The 15,874-nt window shown below is 45.8% G+C and carries 11 protein-coding genes; 4 read left to right on the top strand and 7 right to left on the bottom strand.

The window, feature by feature from the left end; translation table 11 throughout:
• The first annotated feature begins 8 nt into the window (after positions 1-8).
• The gene (locus E4T82_RS06515; protein WP_135182050.1) at positions 9-1,523 is read left to right on the top strand and encodes an ABC transporter permease/substrate-binding protein; all 1,515 of its coding nucleotides are present in this window, start codon (positions 9-11) and stop codon (positions 1,521-1,523) included.
• A gap of 67 nt (positions 1,524-1,590) precedes the next feature.
• Here E4T82_RS06515 and E4T82_RS06510 read toward each other — a convergent pair whose 3' ends face one another.
• On the bottom strand, positions 1,591-5,985 hold the full coding sequence (locus tag E4T82_RS06510; protein WP_135182049.1) for a PolC-type DNA polymerase III: 4,395 nt from the start codon (positions 5,983-5,985) through the stop codon (positions 1,591-1,593).
• Positions 5,986-6,195: 210 nt separating this feature from the next.
• On the opposite strand from E4T82_RS06510, the gene dhaK reads away from it, so the two are divergent.
• Genes dhaK through dhaM form a run of 3 tightly spaced genes read left to right on the top strand, consistent with a single transcriptional unit; the run spans position 6,196 to position 8,148 of the window.
• A complete protein-coding gene (dhaK, locus tag E4T82_RS06505; RefSeq protein WP_135182048.1) occupies positions 6,196-7,185 on the top strand; it encodes a dihydroxyacetone kinase subunit DhaK in 990 nt (329 codons plus the stop codon).
• A 10-nt stretch (positions 7,186-7,195) separates the two neighbouring features.
• A complete protein-coding gene (dhaL, locus tag E4T82_RS06500) occupies positions 7,196-7,774 on the top strand; it encodes a dihydroxyacetone kinase subunit DhaL (protein ID WP_135182047.1) in 579 nt (192 codons plus the stop codon).
• Positions 7,771-8,148 (top strand): dihydroxyacetone kinase phosphoryl donor subunit DhaM, encoded by a 378-nt coding sequence (gene dhaM / locus E4T82_RS06495; protein WP_135182046.1) that lies wholly within the window; start codon positions 7,771-7,773, stop codon positions 8,146-8,148. The genes dhaL and dhaM overlap by 4 nt, the downstream gene beginning before the upstream one ends.
• A gap of 414 nt (positions 8,149-8,562) precedes the next feature.
• On the opposite strand, the gene E4T82_RS06490 is transcribed toward dhaM, so the two are convergent.
• The 6 genes from E4T82_RS06490 to E4T82_RS06465 form a co-directional block, all read right to left on the bottom strand.
• Positions 8,563-10,419, bottom strand: a complete 1,857-nt coding sequence (locus tag E4T82_RS06490; protein ID WP_135182045.1) for a proline--tRNA ligase — start codon at positions 10,417-10,419, stop codon at positions 8,563-8,565.
• A gap of 29 nt (positions 10,420-10,448) precedes the next feature.
• A complete protein-coding gene (locus tag E4T82_RS06485; RefSeq protein ID WP_135182127.1) occupies positions 10,449-11,708 on the bottom strand; it encodes a M50 family metallopeptidase in 1,260 nt (419 codons plus the stop codon).
• A gap of 9 nt (positions 11,709-11,717) precedes the next feature.
• On the bottom strand, positions 11,718-12,524 hold the full coding sequence (locus E4T82_RS06480) for a phosphatidate cytidylyltransferase (protein ID WP_135182044.1): 807 nt from the start codon (positions 12,522-12,524) through the stop codon (positions 11,718-11,720).
• A gap of 12 nt (positions 12,525-12,536) precedes the next feature.
• Positions 12,537-13,292 carry an isoprenyl transferase gene (locus E4T82_RS06475; RefSeq protein WP_135182043.1) on the bottom strand — a complete coding sequence of 252 codons (756 nt, stop codon included), beginning with the start codon at positions 13,290-13,292 and terminating at the stop codon, positions 12,537-12,539.
• 211 nt (positions 13,293-13,503) lie between these two features.
• Entirely contained in the window at positions 13,504-13,812 is a 309-nt protein-coding gene (yajC, locus tag E4T82_RS06470) for a preprotein translocase subunit YajC (protein ID WP_135182042.1), read from the bottom strand.
• A gap of 363 nt (positions 13,813-14,175) precedes the next feature.
• Positions 14,176-15,462 carry an adenylosuccinate synthase gene (locus E4T82_RS06465; protein WP_135182041.1) on the bottom strand — a complete coding sequence of 429 codons (1,287 nt, stop codon included), beginning with the start codon at positions 15,460-15,462 and terminating at the stop codon, positions 14,176-14,178.
• Between the last annotated feature and the right edge of the window lie 412 nt (positions 15,463-15,874).

Here is a 15,874-nt window from a genome sequence, read left to right as displayed (position 1 = left end):
AGGTCGCTATGAACGACTTGATTCAAACTTTTTTAGACCGAAAACAAGACTGGCTCTTAGCTCTTGGAGAACACTTGCAAATCTCCTTTGTAGCCCTGGCCTGTGCGATTTTAATCGCCATTCCTTTAGCCATTCTAGTCTCAAAACGGGAGCGTTTAGCCAATCTATCGCTCCAATTCACTGGGATGCTCCAGACCATTCCATCTTTAGCCATCTTGGGATTGCTCATTCCTATCTTTGGTATTGGCAAAGTGCCTGCGATTCTCACCTTGATTGTCTATGCTATCTTCCCGATTCTGCAAAATACGATCACAGGATTGCAAGAAATCGACCCGTCTCTGCAAGAAGCGGCGACCGCCTTTGGAATGAACCGCTGGGAAAAGTTAACGAAATTTGAGATTGCCCTTGCAGCACCTGTCATCCTCTCAGGTATTCGCACCGCAACGGTGCTCATTATCGGAACTGCAACCCTTGCAGCCCTTATCGGTGCAGGAGGTCTGGGATCTTTCATTCTCCTTGGAATTGACCGCAACAATAGCTCACTCATTCTGATTGGCGCCTTCAGCTCTGCCAGTCTAGCCCTGCTCTTTCATTTCTTAATCGGCCTGGTAGAAAAACGGAGCCTGAAAATCATGTTCGTCTCTTTTGTAGCCCTCTTTTGTATCAGTTCACTTTCGCTGTTTCCCATGTCCATGATGATGCAGGATAAGATTGTCATTGCTGGAAAATTAGGCTCAGAACCTGAAATCTTGCTCAACATGTATAAGGAATTGATTGAAGACAAGACCGATATTGCCGTGGAGTTAAAACCCAACTTTGGCAAGACCACCTTTGTCTATGAAGCCTTGAAAGCTGGACAAATCGACCTTTACCCTGAATTTACAGGAACGGTGACATCAACCCTCTTGAAGCAGCCACCGAGCACCTCCACCAACCCAGAAGAAGTCTATCAAGCCGCTCGGAAGGGAATTTTTGCCCAAGACAAACTGGTTTATCTCAAGCCCATGCGCTATCAAAATACCTATGCTCTTGCCGTCAAAGAGGACTATGCCAAGGAACATGGCTTAAACACCATTTCCGACCTTGCAACAGTCCAGTCAACTGCGACTGCTGGATTTAGCTTGGAATTTAATGACCGCGAAGACGGTGGAAATGGCTTGAAAGACCGCTACAAGCTCCAACTCAATGTCAAAACCCTAGAACCAGCCCTACGCTATAAGGCGATTGACAATGGGAATGTCCACATTATTGATGCCTACTCAACCGATAGTGAATTGCAAGAGTACCATCTCAAAACCCTCCAAGATGACAAACAGCTCTTCCCACCTTATCAAGGAGCTCCTCTCCTACGAGAGGAAACGCTAAAAAAATACCCACAACTAGAAGACATCCTCAACCAGCTTGCTGGGAAAATCACTGAAAAAGAGATGCAGACCATGAACTATCAAGTCAATGTCGAAGGAAAATCGCCAAGCCAAGTCTCAAAAACCTATCTGAAGGAGCACAAGTTGATTGGAGACTAGTCTCATACTTTCAAACATCATAAAAAACCATTTTGGAATCTTTCCAAAATGGTTTTTCAATCCTTCCTTAAAATAATTCATCAAACAAACTCAACTGGTTATCTTCTGGCATATTGCCTAGGATACCCATTTCATCTAGCTTGTCCACAAGCGTAGCAGAGAGACCTCCGCGTTTTCTGAGTTCAGTCTTAGAAAGGAATTCTCCTTCTTCACGCGCCCGAACCACTTGGCAAGCAACGTTCTCACCGAGACCATCCATGGCTACAAATGGCGGAATTAAGGTATCCCCCTCAATTTGGAATTCGGTCGCATCCGAACGGTACAAGTCCAGTTTGCCAAATTTGAAGCCGCGCTCCAGCATTTCATTGACAATTTCAAGTGTGGTAAAGAGATCCTGCTCTACATTGCTGGCTTCATTATTTTTCTTTTTGATGCTAATTTCTTCCATTTTCGCCTTTACGCGGTCTAAACCACCAGACATAATCGCCAGATCAAATGCCTTGGCTCGAATGGAGAAATAAGCGCAGTAATAATAAATCGGATGATGCACTTTAAAGTAGGCTACACGAAGCGCCATCATAACATAGGCTGCCGCATGGGCTTTAGGGAACATGTACTTGATTTTTCCACAGGATTCAATGTACCAGTCTGGAACATTGTTGTCCTTCATGGCCTGAATATAGCCACTGCGTTCGTCTTCGGAAATCTTGAGCCATGCCCCTTTACGGACCCGCTCCATGATATTAAAGGCCATTTTCGGTGGGAGCCCCGCGTGCATGAGGTAGACCATGATGTCATCCCGACAGCCGATAACGGTTGACAGATCTGCAATGCCAGCCTTAATCAAATCTTGGGCATTGCCCAGCCACACGTCTGTTCCGTGCGATAGACCCGATAATTGGAGTAGCTCTGAGAAGGTCGTCGGATGGGTTTCTTCTACCATTCCACGAACAAAGTTCGTTCCAAACTCAGGAATCCCGAGCATACCCGTCGGTGTGCCAATCTGCTCTGGGGTCACGCCCAGCACTTCCGTTCCTGAAAAGAGGGCCATCACTCCCTTGTCATCTGCTGGAATGGTCTGAGGATCAATGCCTGACAAGTCTTGGAGTTTCCGAATCATGGTCGGATCATCGTGTCCCAGTACATCTAGTTTCAAGACGTTTTCATCAATATCATGGAAGTTAAAGTGGGTCGTTTGCCAACTAGCCGTCAAGTCATCTGCTGGGTATTGAACCGGGGTAAAATCATAGACATCCATATAGTTTGGAATAACAACGATCCCCCCCGGGTGCTGACCGGTTGTCCGTTTAACCCCCGCCGCACCAGCAGCCAAGCGTTCTACCTCTACATCGCGGTAGAATTTCCCATAATCTCGTTCATACCCTCGGACAAACCCATAGGCAGTTTTTGCAGCGACGGTACCAACTGTTCCAGCCCGAAAGGCGTATTGGTCTCCAAAGATTTTCCGAACGTCCAAATGGGCATCGGGCTGGTCATCTCCTGAGAAGTTCAAATCAATATCGGGTACCTTGTCCCCGTCAAACCCCAAGAAGGTCTCAAAGGGAATATCCTGTCCGTCTTTAGCGTACTTGTGACCACACTCTGGACAGGCTTTGTCTGGCATATCAAAGCCAGAACCATAGGAACCATCTGTGATAAACTCACTATGCTGGCAGTTGGGACAGACATAATGAGGCGGCATGGGATTGACCTCGGTAATCCCAATCATGGTCGCCACAAAGCTCGAACCGACAGATCCCCGTGAACCGACTAGGTATCCACGCTCGTTAGACCGCGTTACCAACATCTGAGAAGCGAGGTAGATCACGGCAAAGCCATTCCCCAAAATCGAGGTCAGTTCTTTTTCAATCCGCAGGTCAATGATGTCTGGCAGAGGATTGCCATAGACTTCAAAGGCCTTTTTATAGGTCATTTCTGCCACTCGCTCCTCGGCCTTTTCCAGATAGGGAGTGTAGAGGTCTTTTTTAACCACTTCGACATCTTCAAAGCGCTCTAGCATCGCGTTGGGATTGGTGATGACAATTTCCCGCGCCAGCTCCTCTCCTAAGAAGGCAAATTCATCGAGCATTTCATTGGTCGTGCGGAAATGTGCTTTTGGTAGCGGTGCTGGTTGGGCATTTTCGCCATGGCCGATGGTACGGTTAATCATGGCTCCCTGTCCCAAAGAACGCACGATAATCTCACGGTAAATCTCTTCTTCTGGGTCGATATAGTGGACATTTCCTGTCGCAAGAACAGGCAAATGCGCCCTGCGCCCAACCTCAATCAGGTTCTGAATCATAGCTTCGATTTCTGCCATATCCTTGAACTGCTCCTTAGCAATCATAGGCGCATACAGGGCCGGCGGCATGACTTCGATGAAATCATAATAGCTTGCCACCTTAACCGCTTCATCCATTCCTTTTGAGAGCAACTCATCAAAGACTTCGCCTTCCTGACAGGCAGTTCCTAATAGCAAGCCCTCACGGTGTTCATTTAAAACCGTCCGTGGAATCCGTGGCACACCTTCAAAATACTTGGTGTTGGATAGAGAAACCAGCTTGAAGATATTTTTCAAGCCCGTTTGATTGGTGACATATAGGGTCGCGTGTTTGACACGGGCTTTTTTATAGGAATCTTCCGCAATCAATTCTGTATTTAATTGGTCTAAACGACTGATGTTGTGCTTTTCAAGGGCATCTTTTAGGAAGATAAAGAGGAGACGTCCTGTTGCTTCCGCATCATAATTGGCCATGTGGTGATGCTCAAGCGCCACACCAAACCGCTTGGTCAGGGGCCCCAGACCATGCCGCTTATATTCTGGATAGAGATTGCGGGCAAATTCCAAGGTATCGATGACAGGCTGGGTAATAGTAGGTAGCCCTGCTCGTTCGTAGTTGACATCCATAAAGCCAACGTCAAAGGTCGCATTGTGGGCAACGAGAACAGAACCCTCACAGAAAGCTTGGAATTCTTGCAGAACCTGCTCTAGAGGCTTACTGTTTCTGACATGCTCATCGGTAATCCCGGTCAAGTCTGTCGTAAACTGGCTCAAGGGATGGCCTGGATTGATAAATTCATCAAATTCAGCAATGACATTTCCCTTGTGCATCTTAGAGGCCGCGATCTGAATTAGGCTGTTGTACACCGCAGAAAGTCCTGTGGTCTCCACGTCAAAGACGACATACGTCGCATCGGATAAGGAAAGGTCTGCCTCGTTGTAGACGATTGGTACGCTGTCTTCGACGATATTGGCTTCCATTCCAAAGAGTGCCTTGATTCCCGCCTTGCGGGCAGCATGATAGCCATGAGGGAAGGATTGGACATTTCCGTGGTCGGTAATGGCAATCGCCTTGTGACCCCACTTAGCTGCTCGGGCAATCAAGTCCTCGACGGGTGGTAGGGCATCCATGGTGGACATGTTAGTATGGGCGTGAAACTCCACCCGCTTTTGGTCATCAGGCATGAGGTCCTTGCGAATATCACGCTTGACTTCTTGGATTTCCTGCACGTTCATGGTCAAATCGCGCGTGAAATTATTGGTCTCGATATTGCCTCGAACACGGAGCCAATTACCTTTTTTCACCATGTCAAATTTCTGCGCATCTTCTTCATTTTTTGCCCATCTTTGCATGGAAAAGGAAGAGGTATAGTCGGTCATCTTGAAATTGATGATGACCCGCCCTGTCCGTGTCGTCCGTTGCTCCACATCAAAGACCAAACCTTCAAAGACGATTCGATTTTCTTCCGTTTCAATCTCAATCATCGGTGTAATTTCTGATTTTTCAAGGCTAATCTTACGCGGAGTCTGCTTTTTAAATTCTTGGAAAGAGGCCTGTGAGCTAGCTTCTGGTGGCGGTGTCATTTGGGTTAATTGCTCCATAGCTTCCAAGGTTTCTTGGCTGGCTTTCTGGAGAAGCTCTTCATTGTGAGCCTGGAATTCCGCCACTTGGGCCTTGGTCATCTCCTCGCAGACCTCAATGTCCACCGCTATATTGGCAAAGCCAAAGCGCGCAAACTGCTCTACCAGATTAGGCAAATGATTTTTTCGGAAATGTGGTGTATCCACAGAGGCGGGACCTTTTATCCACAAGATACCCTCGCGAAAGGTGACCGGTAGCTGCTGAAAGACCGACCGAAAACCCGCACTCTGGCACAATTCCTCAGTAAAGGCTTCTTGATAATAGTCCTGCACTAAGACGGGATTAAGGTTCTCTTGATTGGTGACCAAGCGAAAACGCGCCTGATTGCCCGTCTTTTGAAACTCGTTGAGCAATTTTGCCTTAAACAATTGATACTGAAGCAAGGGGAGGGGCTCTTCAAACCGGAAGGTGAAGTCCCAGACCTTGCTCTTTTTATGTACCAAAACCTGCTCAATCTTCGCACTCGAAAACGCGCTTGACTCTTTCAACTCAAGCGGTAGACCAATTTGATTCAATAGCAATTGAAACGTATCTGTCATTCTGATATCCCTTGTCTTTCTATTCCTCTTATTTTACCACAATTCTCCCTATTTTTCGAGCCTTGCCTGACGATAGGACAAACGTCGCTTCCATATCAACGATCTGTTATCGCTTTCTTTTTCTGTTGTTTTTTATTATAATGAAAACGGAATCATTCACAGGTTGGGAGACTAACCTTCCCTAAAACTTGTGTAAATAGGAGGATATACATGAAAAAAATTATCAACCAGCCTAAGCACGTTGTCGATGAAATGCTCCAAGGTCTCGTCTTTATGCATGGTGGTCTGGTAGAGCGCTTGGACGGCTACGATGTGATTGTCCGCAAAACAGCAAAAAGGGGCAAGGTCGGCCTCATCTCTGGTGGAGGTTCTGGTCACGAGCCATCTCACGCAGGATTTGTCGGCCGTGGCATGCTCTCTGCAGCTGTTTGCGGGGCAGTCTTTACCTCACCAACCCCAGACCAAATCTTAGAAGCCATTAAGGCAGCTGATGAAGGCGCTGGCGTCTTTATGGTCATTAAAAATTACTCTGGCGACATTATGAACTTTGAAATGGCGCAAGAAATGGCTGAAATGGAAGGCATTGAAGTAGCAAGCGTGGTGGTCGATGACGACATTGCGGTGGAAAACAGCCTCTATACCCAAGGACGGCGGGGCGTTGCAGGAACGATTCTTGTTCACAAGATTTTGGGCCACGCAGCAGAAACAGGCAAATCACTGACTGAAATCAAAGAACTAGCGGACGCACTCGTCCCTCAGATTAAGACCATTGGCCTCGCTCTTTCTGGCGCTACTGTTCCTGAAGTTGGCAAACCAGGCTTTGTCCTTGCAGAAGATGAATTTGAATATGGTGTAGGAATCCATGGCGAGCCCGGCTACAAGAAAGAAAAACTTCAACCGTCTCAAGCATTAGCTGAAGAATTGGTTGCCAAATTACTCCAAGATTTCAATGCCCAAGCGGGTGAAAAATACGGTCTTCTCATCAACGGCTTAGGCGCTACCCCACTCATGGAACAATATGTTTTTGCAAACGATGTCGCTCAACTCTTGAAAGACAAGGAGATTGAAGTGGTCTACCATAAGATTGGCAACTACATGACTTCTATTGATATGGCGGGGCTTTCTCTCACCTTGATTAAGCTAGAAGAGACTAGCTGGCTTGAAGGGCTAGAAGCCACTGTCGAAACACCAGCTTGGTAAGGAGGATTCTATGGAGACACAAGCAGTATTCAAATGGATACAAGGATTTGCACAAAAAATCCAAGACAACAAAGACTTGTTAAGCGAACTAGATACACCGATTGGCGATGGCGATCACGGGGGAAATATGGCTCGTGGCATGGCAGCTGTGATGGAACAATTAGAGGGCAAGGAATTTGGAAGTCCTGATGAAATCTTCAAGATTGTTTCCATGCAGCTACTTAGCAAGGTCGGTGGAGCCTCTGGTCCGCTCTATGGCTCAGCCTTTATGGGACTGACCAAGAGTGCCCAGACTGGCGCTTCCTTGGTTGACAGCCTTCAGGCAGGACTTGATATGATTCAAAAGCGGGGAAAAGCAGCCGTCGGTGAAAAGACCATGGTGGATGTCTGGACACCTGTCATTGCAGACCTCAAAGCAGGGCAACTCAGCCTTGACTCAATTCGGACCGCTGTTGACAATACCAAGGAGTTGCAGGCTACCAAAGGGCGCGCTTCTTACGTCGGCGAGCGTTCTGTTGGACATATTGACCCAGGGTCTTATTCCTCTGGTCTTCTCTTTGAAGCATTGGTGGAGGCTGGACTGGTATGACACAATCAATCGGTATCGTCATCGTCTCCCACTCTCGTCATCTATCGCAAGGAGCCATTGATTTAATCGCTGAAGTCGCAAAAGATGTTCCCATCACCTATTGTGGTGGGCTGGAAGACGGCAGTATCGGGACGGAATTTTCCCGAGTAGAGGCCACAGTAAACAGCAATCCCGCTGAGATGATTCTCGCCTTTTTCGACCTCGGCAGCGCCCGGATGAACATGGAAATGGTCGCTGATTTCTCTGATAAGGACATCCGCATCCAATCCGTCCCTATTGTTGAAGGCAGCTACACCGCAGCGGCCCTGCTCCAAGCAGGTGCTCCTCTTGAAGCGATTCTTGCACAACTGGCAGAATTAGAAATCCATAAATAAAATAAGGAGTGAGGCAAAAGCAGTTGTCCTTACTCCTTTTTTCTAGGTCTAGGTATGCCGTTATGAATCGCTCAGCAGCTAGCCTCGCCATCATGCCTCGCCATTTAGGCAGACAATTTGGTCAAGCTAGGACTTAGCTCCCAGTCCCTGTGGTATGGTCTAACGATTTATTTTTCTTTTTTTACATGATGTACAAATCCTGCAAGAACGACAAAGGCAAGACCCAGCACACCATCCAAACAGATGTAGCTTTACCTGTACGTGGAAGAAATACGGATTGATGAACTCCCACTAAATTTTGCACGTTAAAAGTGACGATGTATTAAAGTTCATTCAAAAGGCTATACAACAACTTTTCTTATCAGCCATACTGCACTAAAAAGCCCCAACCAGTTTGGCTGAGGTCTTTTCTTATTATTTGTTTGCTAATATTTTTAAGGTTTCCAGTAACTGATCCACATGCACTTCAACGGTGTCAGCTGTTCCTTTGATCTTCGCTTCGACAATGCCTTCCGCTGCTTTTTTTCCAACGGTCACACGGATTGGTAAGCCAATCAAGTCGCTATCTGAGAATTTCACACCGACACGCTCGTTGCGGTCATCAGTCAAGACTTCGTAGCCAGCTACCACCAAACTATCTTCAATCGATTGGGTCAAGCTCATGGCTACCTCATCTTTGACATTGACTGGAATCAAATGTACGTCAAATGGCGCCAATTCTTTTGGAAAATTGATACCCCAAGCAAAGCGATATTCGCCTTTTGGTGTTTTGTTGACGAAGAGACGGGCATGTTGCTCTAGCACAGCTGACAAGAGGCGGCTGACACCGATGCCGTAGCACCCCATGATGATTGGGACTGCGCGACCATTTTCATCTAAAATCGTCGCATTCATGCTGTCTGAATAACGCGTACCCAACTTGAAGATGTGACCAATTTCAATTCCGCGGGCAAACTGTAAGATTCCTTTTCCATCTGGTGAAGGTTCACCCTCTTTGACCTCGCGAATATCCACATATTCTGCCACCTGATAGTCACGTCCTGCATTGGCACCCTTATAGTGGAAGCCGTCCTCGTTGGCACCAACCACGGCATTTTTAAGACCTTCCACCTTACGGTCCGCAATGATTTTCACATTTTCTGGTAGTCCGACTGGCCCTAGTGAGCCAAAGTTTGCTCCAAAGATATCAAGGGCTTGCTCTGGCGTTGCCACATCAAGGAAATCTGCTCCCAAGTGATTTTTCAATTTCACATCATTGACTTGATCATTTCCAACAAGAAGGGCTACAATCGGCTCTCCATCTGCCATAAAGAGCATGGTTTTGATGGTTTGATCTGCTGGAATCTCCAAGAAAGCTGACACTTCATCAATACTCTTGCTATCTGGGGTTGCCACTTTGGCCAAGGCTTCTTCTGTTACCACCACATTGCGTGGTTTGTGCTCACTCGTTGCCATTTCAAGATTGGCTGCGTAGTTTGATTCATTTGAGTACACAATTGTATCCTCACCTGATACCAGCCACGCTGCTAATTCTTCCTTGATAGCTGCTAACACATCTTCTGGGATTTCATCAAGGGAAGCAACCGACTTGTCCAAGATTACCCAGCGGTCAAGGTCGGTACGGTCTGGGGTGATGGCCATAAATTCTTGGCTATCCTTACCACCCATGGCACCACCATCACCAATGATAGCCTTGAATTCAAGTCCTGCACGTGTAAAAATGGCTTCGTAAGCAGACTTGTAAGCATCATAGGTCTGATCCAAACTATCATAATTGGCATGGAAACTATAGCCATCTTTCATGATAAATTCACGACCGCGGAGCAAGCCATTGCGCGGACGCTTCTCATCGCGGTATTTAGGCTGGATTTGGTAGATATTGAGTGGCAATTGCTTGTACGATTGGACCGCATCTCTCGCTAACAAGGTCACCGTTTCTTCATGGGTGGGACCTAGGATAAAATCAGAACCTTCCCGATTTTTTAGTTTATAAAGGTCGTCACCATAGGTGTCGTAACGACCTGACTCACGCCAAATATCTGCTGACAAGAGGGCGGGTGCTAGAAACTCAACCGCACCAATCTTGTCAAATTCCTGCCGCATGATGGTTTTAGCCTTTTCAATCACACGATTGGCAAGCGGCAAATAGCTGTAAATCCCTGCTGAAACCTGACGAACATAGCCTGCACGCACCATCAAGGCATAGCTGATCACCTGGGCATCAGATGGCATTTCCCGTAGGGTTGGGATAATCATTTTTGACTGTTTCATAAAATTTTCCTCTCCTTTCGTTCACTCTTTTAAAAAAAGACACGTAAAATATCGTTCCAGGTAACCGCAATCATGAGGATAACCATGACAGCGACACCTGCTAGGGTAATGTAGGATTCGGTTTCTTGTTTCAATGGTTTTCTGCGAATCGCTTCGATGATGTTGATGACGATTTTTCCACCGTCAAGGGCTGGAATCGGAATCAGGTTAAAAATTCCCAAGTTAATAGACAACATGGCAAGGAGACGCAAGACAGAGCCCCAGCCATTATCGGCTGCCTGTGAGCTGATTTGGTAAATGGCAACTGGTCCACCTAATTTATTCAAATCAAACTGGGCAATGATATTTTTTAGAGCCTTCACAATCAATAAACTGGTCGATAAGGTCTCTTTCAATCCACCGACCACTTTATCCGCAAAGCCAGTCTTCAAGATGGGGGAAATGCCTAGGTAATAATGACCATCCTGCTCTTTTGTCATCACATCAAGGATCTTCTTCTGCCCCTCATGACGGACTTCAACAGATAGGGTCGGAGCCGTTTTGGCATCTTGGCTCGCTTTTTCAATCGCCTGAGCAATCGCATTATAGTCACGGACCTTTTCACCATTGATGGCAAGAATCTGATCGCCTGTAACAACACCAGCCTGCTGAACCGCACCATCATCTATCACCGTTACATGGTTGGACGCATAATCTGGCACTCCTCCTTGCAGGAAGAAAAAGAGGACAAAAGCGACAAAGCCCAAGATAAAATTATTCATTGGACCTGCAAAATTCGTAATGAGTCGCCCCCAGATGGAAGCATTTTGATACTGGACATCTAGCGGTGCAATGCGAACCTCCGTACCATCTTCTTCGACAATGGTCGCATTGTGGTCAACGGGGAAGGTCTTGCTTTCTTCCAAGACTAAACCTGTGATTTCCAGTTTTTCCTCAAAATCATAGGCTGTCACATTCATCGGAAGGCTGGTATCTTCCAAAATCTTATTGGACAGATTGATGCGCGTTACAACGCCGTTTGCATTGACGCTAAGAGAGACCGGAGCCCCTGTCTTAATCTCTGTCTTGTCTTCACCCCAGCCAGCCATGCGCACATAGCCACCCAAGGGCAGAATGCGAATCGTATAAGCCGTGCCATCTTTGCCAATATGAGCAAAGATTTTCGGTCCCATCCCAATCGCAAATTCCCGCACAAGAATTCCTGATTTCTTGGCAAAGTAGAAATGTCCGAATTCATGGACCACAACAATCACGCCAAAAATAAAAATAAATGCTAAAATTCCCTTCATCATTCCTCCCTAGAATAACCCAAAAAAGTGCATGATAGGAAAGACAAAAATCAAACTATCAAAACGGTCTAAAATACCACCGTGTCCCGGAATCACTTTTCCTGAATCCTTAACTCCAAAGTGGCGCTTAATAGCACTTTCCACCAAATCCCCAAACTGAGCAAAAATGGAAAAGAGAACCACCAAGAGCAACATGGTGACAAGTGAATACCCCGATGCCACTCCCTTATCTACCAAGATAAAGATAGCAGATACTACAAGAGCAGAAATAATCCCACCGAGGCTTCCTTCCAATGTCTTATTCGGCGATACCTTAGGCATGAGCTTTCGCCGTCCGATGCGGCTACCAATCATGTAGGCTCCAATATCCGTTGCCCAGACGATAAACAGCGCAAAGAGAACCTTATCTAGCCCGTCCATTCGCGCCAAAATCAAATGATGAAAACCAATGCCGACATAAAAGCTAGAGGCAATGGGAAAGGCAACTTCAGAGTAGGAATAATGCTCCATATTAAAAACAGTTGACCCCAACAAACAAAATACCACAATGGTATAGGCTATGTAATTCCCATCCGTCGGCAGGAAGGTCAGATAATTCTCCAAGGGCAAGGTCAAGACCAAACTCCCCAACATGGCCAACATGCCCTCGATGGAATTGGGCAATAAAGCGTGCATTTTAATGAGTTCAGCAGTCGCTATCGTAGCGAGAAGACCAATAAACAGTTGAAAAGGCACGCCGCCTTTTAGTAAGAAAGGGACAAAGATAGCCAGAGCCACTCCCCCAAAAATCACTCGTTTCTGTAAATCCTTTGACATCATTTCTCCCTCTTAGATACCACCGAAACGTCTGTGGCGTCTATTGTATTCTTTTATCGCTTCATGAAGCGCTTTTTCATCAAAATCTGGCCAAGCAATATCGGTAAAATAAAGCTCACTATAGGCTGTTTGCCACGGTAAAAAGTTGCTCAACCGTAATTCACCACTGGTCCGAATGACCAAGTCTGGATCGCGTAGGCTAGCGGGTAATTTATTGGTATAAAGATAATCAGCAATCAACTGCTCATCAATCTCTCCAGGATTGAACTCAGAATCCAACACTGCTTGAGCAATCTCTCTTACAGCATGGGTCATCTCATCACGCCCCCCATAGTTCAAGGCAAAGTTTAAAATCAAGCCTGTATTGTACTTGGTCTTTTGCATGGCATTTGCCATAGCGGTTTTCGTTGCTTCTGGCAAGCGTGAATGTTCACCAATCATCTGAATTTTCACGTTGTTGGCATGCAAGTCAGGCACATATTTGTCATAAAATTCAACGGGTAAGTTCATAATGAACGTCACTTCTTTTTCTGGACGAGTCCAATTTTCAGTCGAAAAAGCATAGACAGTCAAAACCTTCACACCCATATTAGAAGCTGCTTTAGTAATTTTTTGCAAAGCATCCATACCCGCCTTGTGCCCCATGACACGCGGTTGCAGGCGTTTTTTAGCCCAACGACCATTCCCATCCATGATGATAGCAATGTGCTTTGGTACCTGAATAGCTGTTTCAATGATTTCTTTTTTCTTAAACGGAAAGCGGAACATGTTCTATCCTCACAGTATAATCAGTTCATTATATCATATTTTAATAAGAATGCGAAAGCGCAAGGGTTCTATGAACATTTTTGCCTTTTTATAAATCCATCGATACCAAACAATGAACCATTCATCGTCACATGGGAGGATTGTTTTTAACCTCCCCTTAACATAGCTCTTTTCTACAGAAAAAAGCACCTAAAAGATGCTCCTTTCCTGATTATTCTTCTGTCACAGCAGTGTCTTCCACTACTGGTTCTTCAACAACTGTTTCAACAGCTGTTGCTTGGTTCACACGGCCACGGATAGCCGAACGCTCAAATGTCAAATAGACTCCATCCACATCCAAAACGACTTTTTGTTCGTTGATTTCATCAACAATGCCATACAAGCCACCTATGGTAATAATCTCATCACCCTTTTGAATTTGGTTCAAGACCTCCATCCGATTTTTTTGTTGCTTGCGCTGTGAAAAAATCATAAACCCTAACATTGCCACCATCAATAGTGGAAACAAAAATGGACCCATAGTATCACTCCTTTTTTAATATAATTTATTATAACAAAAGATTCTCCAAAAGAAAAGTCACCCGACGACAGTTCCTATCTCCCGCCTACAACAACCCTCCTGACTTTTCAAAATGAAAACTACCTAGCGGTAGTTCTCATCTCCAGCCTAAAACAACCCGTAAACACTTCTAAAGATGAAAACTGCCTAGCGTCAGTTCTCATTTCCCGATTGAAATAGTCCACTGGACCTTATCATCAAGCGAAGGATTTGTTCCCACAAATCCTTATCTCCAACCTAAAAAGGTGCACTGCACCTCATTAAGAAGAGAATTCGCTTCCGCGAATTTCTATCTCCAACCTAAAACAACCCGTAAGGGTTGTTTTAGCCCCATACACTCTCCAAGATATTGGTTTGTTCGCGACCTGGACCGACTGAGAAGGTTGAGATGCGGACGCCAACGAGTTCGCTGACGCGGCGGACATAGTTTCTGGCATTGTCTGGAAGCTCCTCTAGGCTACGGACACCTGTAATGTCCTCTGACCAGCCCGGTAATTCTTCGTAAATTGGTTTGCAGCGCTTGAGTTCTTCCAGACTTGCTGGATAGTGGTCAATACGGTTTCCGTCCAACTCATAAGCGACACAAATTTTCACCGTTTCAAGACCTGAAAGAACATCAATAGAGTTCAAGGACAGATTGGTAATTCCTGATACACGACGGCTATGGCGCATCACAACGGAATCAAACCAACCGACACGTCGTGGACGACCTGTAGTGGTCCCGTACTCATGACCAACCTCACGGATACGGTCTCCGATTTCATCAAACAGCTCCGTTGGGAATGGTCCGTCTCCCACACGGCTGGTGTAGGCCTTACATACCCCGACCACCTTATCAATTTTACTTGGTCCGACACCTGAACCAATCGTCACCCCACCTGCAACAGGGTTTGAGGAGGTTACAAATGGATAGGTTCCTTGGTCAATGTCCAGCATGACCCCTTGTGCTCCCTCAAAGAGAACGCGTTTTCCTTGGTCAAGCGCATCATTCAAAATAACAGACGTATCTGTCACATATTGCTTGATTTGCTGACCGTATTCATAGTATTCTTCAAAGATTTCGTCAACAGTAATCGCTGTACTATCGTACAATTTCTCAAACAACCGATTTTTTTCTGCCAAATTACGCTCCAAGCGCTCTTTGAAAATCTCACGATCTAGCAGGTCGGCAATGCGGATTCCCACACGAGCAGCCTTGTCCATGTATGCAGGACCGATTCCTTTAATGGTCGTTCCAATTTTTTGATCACCCTTTGCTTCTTCCTGCAATTGGTCTAATTTGATGTGGTATGGCAAAATCACATGAGCACGGTCTGAAATCCGAAGATTGTCTGTCCGGACACCTTCTTCATGCAAATAATTCAATTCCTTGACCAAGGATTTGGGATTGACCACCATACCGTTTCCAATAACAGAGATCTTTTCCGGGAAGAAAATTCCTGAAGGAATCAAGTGTAGCTTGTATTTTTTTCCGTCAATCACAATCGTATGACCTGCATTGTCACCGCCTTGATAACGCGCAATCACTTCTGCATTAGCAGACAAGAAGTCTGTAATCTTTCCCTTACCTTCATCTCCCCACTGGGTCCCTACAACAACAACTGATGTCATATCTTTACTCATTTACAGCAGAACAAGTTCTGCTTCCTTTCTTCACGCACACGGCAGGACTCTCACCTGCTAGTTTCCCTTACAGTTCATTATAGCCAATTGTAATTTTTTTTTCAAGGTATGACCCTAGCATTGTCCGTGATTTCTCTAAACACGGATTCAAAATCCCCCTTATTTTCTGTAAAAACGGAACGATTAAAGGTTCTAAACCCAGCATGAGAGAGAAAAGAAAACGAAGTAAATCTAAGTTTTACTAGCCCTTTCTATTAAGAGAATACCTTCTCATATTTAGGGAGCGTTGTATCAACGGCCTTTTTGAGAGCCTTAGCGGCTTCACCCTTAATAGCAGTATCTAGCTGTCCGTAGATACCTTTCACTGCGCTTTGAGTATGCAAAACAATACCCTTGCCAT

This window comes from Streptococcus cuniculi (genome assembly GCF_004570575.1).
Lineage (GTDB): Bacteria > Bacillota > Bacilli > Lactobacillales > Streptococcaceae > Streptococcus > Streptococcus cuniculi_A.
Note: the sequence above shows the minus strand (reverse complement) of the source record. Positions and strands in the feature narration are given on the sequence as shown.

Coding starts and splice junctions, on each gene's coding strand:
- E4T82_RS06485 (WP_135182127.1), bottom strand. CDS start 11,708: ATGAAGGGAATTTTAGCATTTATTTTTATTTTTGGCGTGATTGTTGTG.
- dhaL (WP_135182047.1), top strand. CDS start 7,196: ATGGAGACACAAGCAGTATTCAAATGGATACAAGGATTTGCACAAAAA.
- dhaM (WP_135182046.1), top strand. CDS start 7,771: ATGACACAATCAATCGGTATCGTCATCGTCTCCCACTCTCGTCATCTA.
- E4T82_RS06490 (WP_135182045.1), bottom strand. CDS start 10,419: ATGAAACAGTCAAAAATGATTATCCCAACCCTACGGGAAATGCCATCT.
- dhaK (WP_135182048.1), top strand. CDS start 6,196: ATGAAAAAAATTATCAACCAGCCTAAGCACGTTGTCGATGAAATGCTC.
- yajC (WP_135182042.1), bottom strand. CDS start 13,812: ATGGGTCCATTTTTGTTTCCACTATTGATGGTGGCAATGTTAGGGTTT.
- E4T82_RS06515 (WP_135182050.1), top strand. CDS start 9: ATGAACGACTTGATTCAAACTTTTTTAGACCGAAAACAAGACTGGCTC.
- E4T82_RS06510 (WP_135182049.1), bottom strand. CDS start 5,985: ATGACAGATACGTTTCAATTGCTATTGAATCAAATTGGTCTACCGCTT.
- E4T82_RS06465 (WP_135182041.1), bottom strand. CDS start 15,462: ATGACATCAGTTGTTGTTGTAGGGACCCAGTGGGGAGATGAAGGTAAG.
- E4T82_RS06475 (WP_135182043.1), bottom strand. CDS start 13,292: ATGTTCCGCTTTCCGTTTAAGAAAAAAGAAATCATTGAAACAGCTATT.
- E4T82_RS06480 (WP_135182044.1), bottom strand. CDS start 12,524: ATGTCAAAGGATTTACAGAAACGAGTGATTTTTGGGGGAGTGGCTCTG.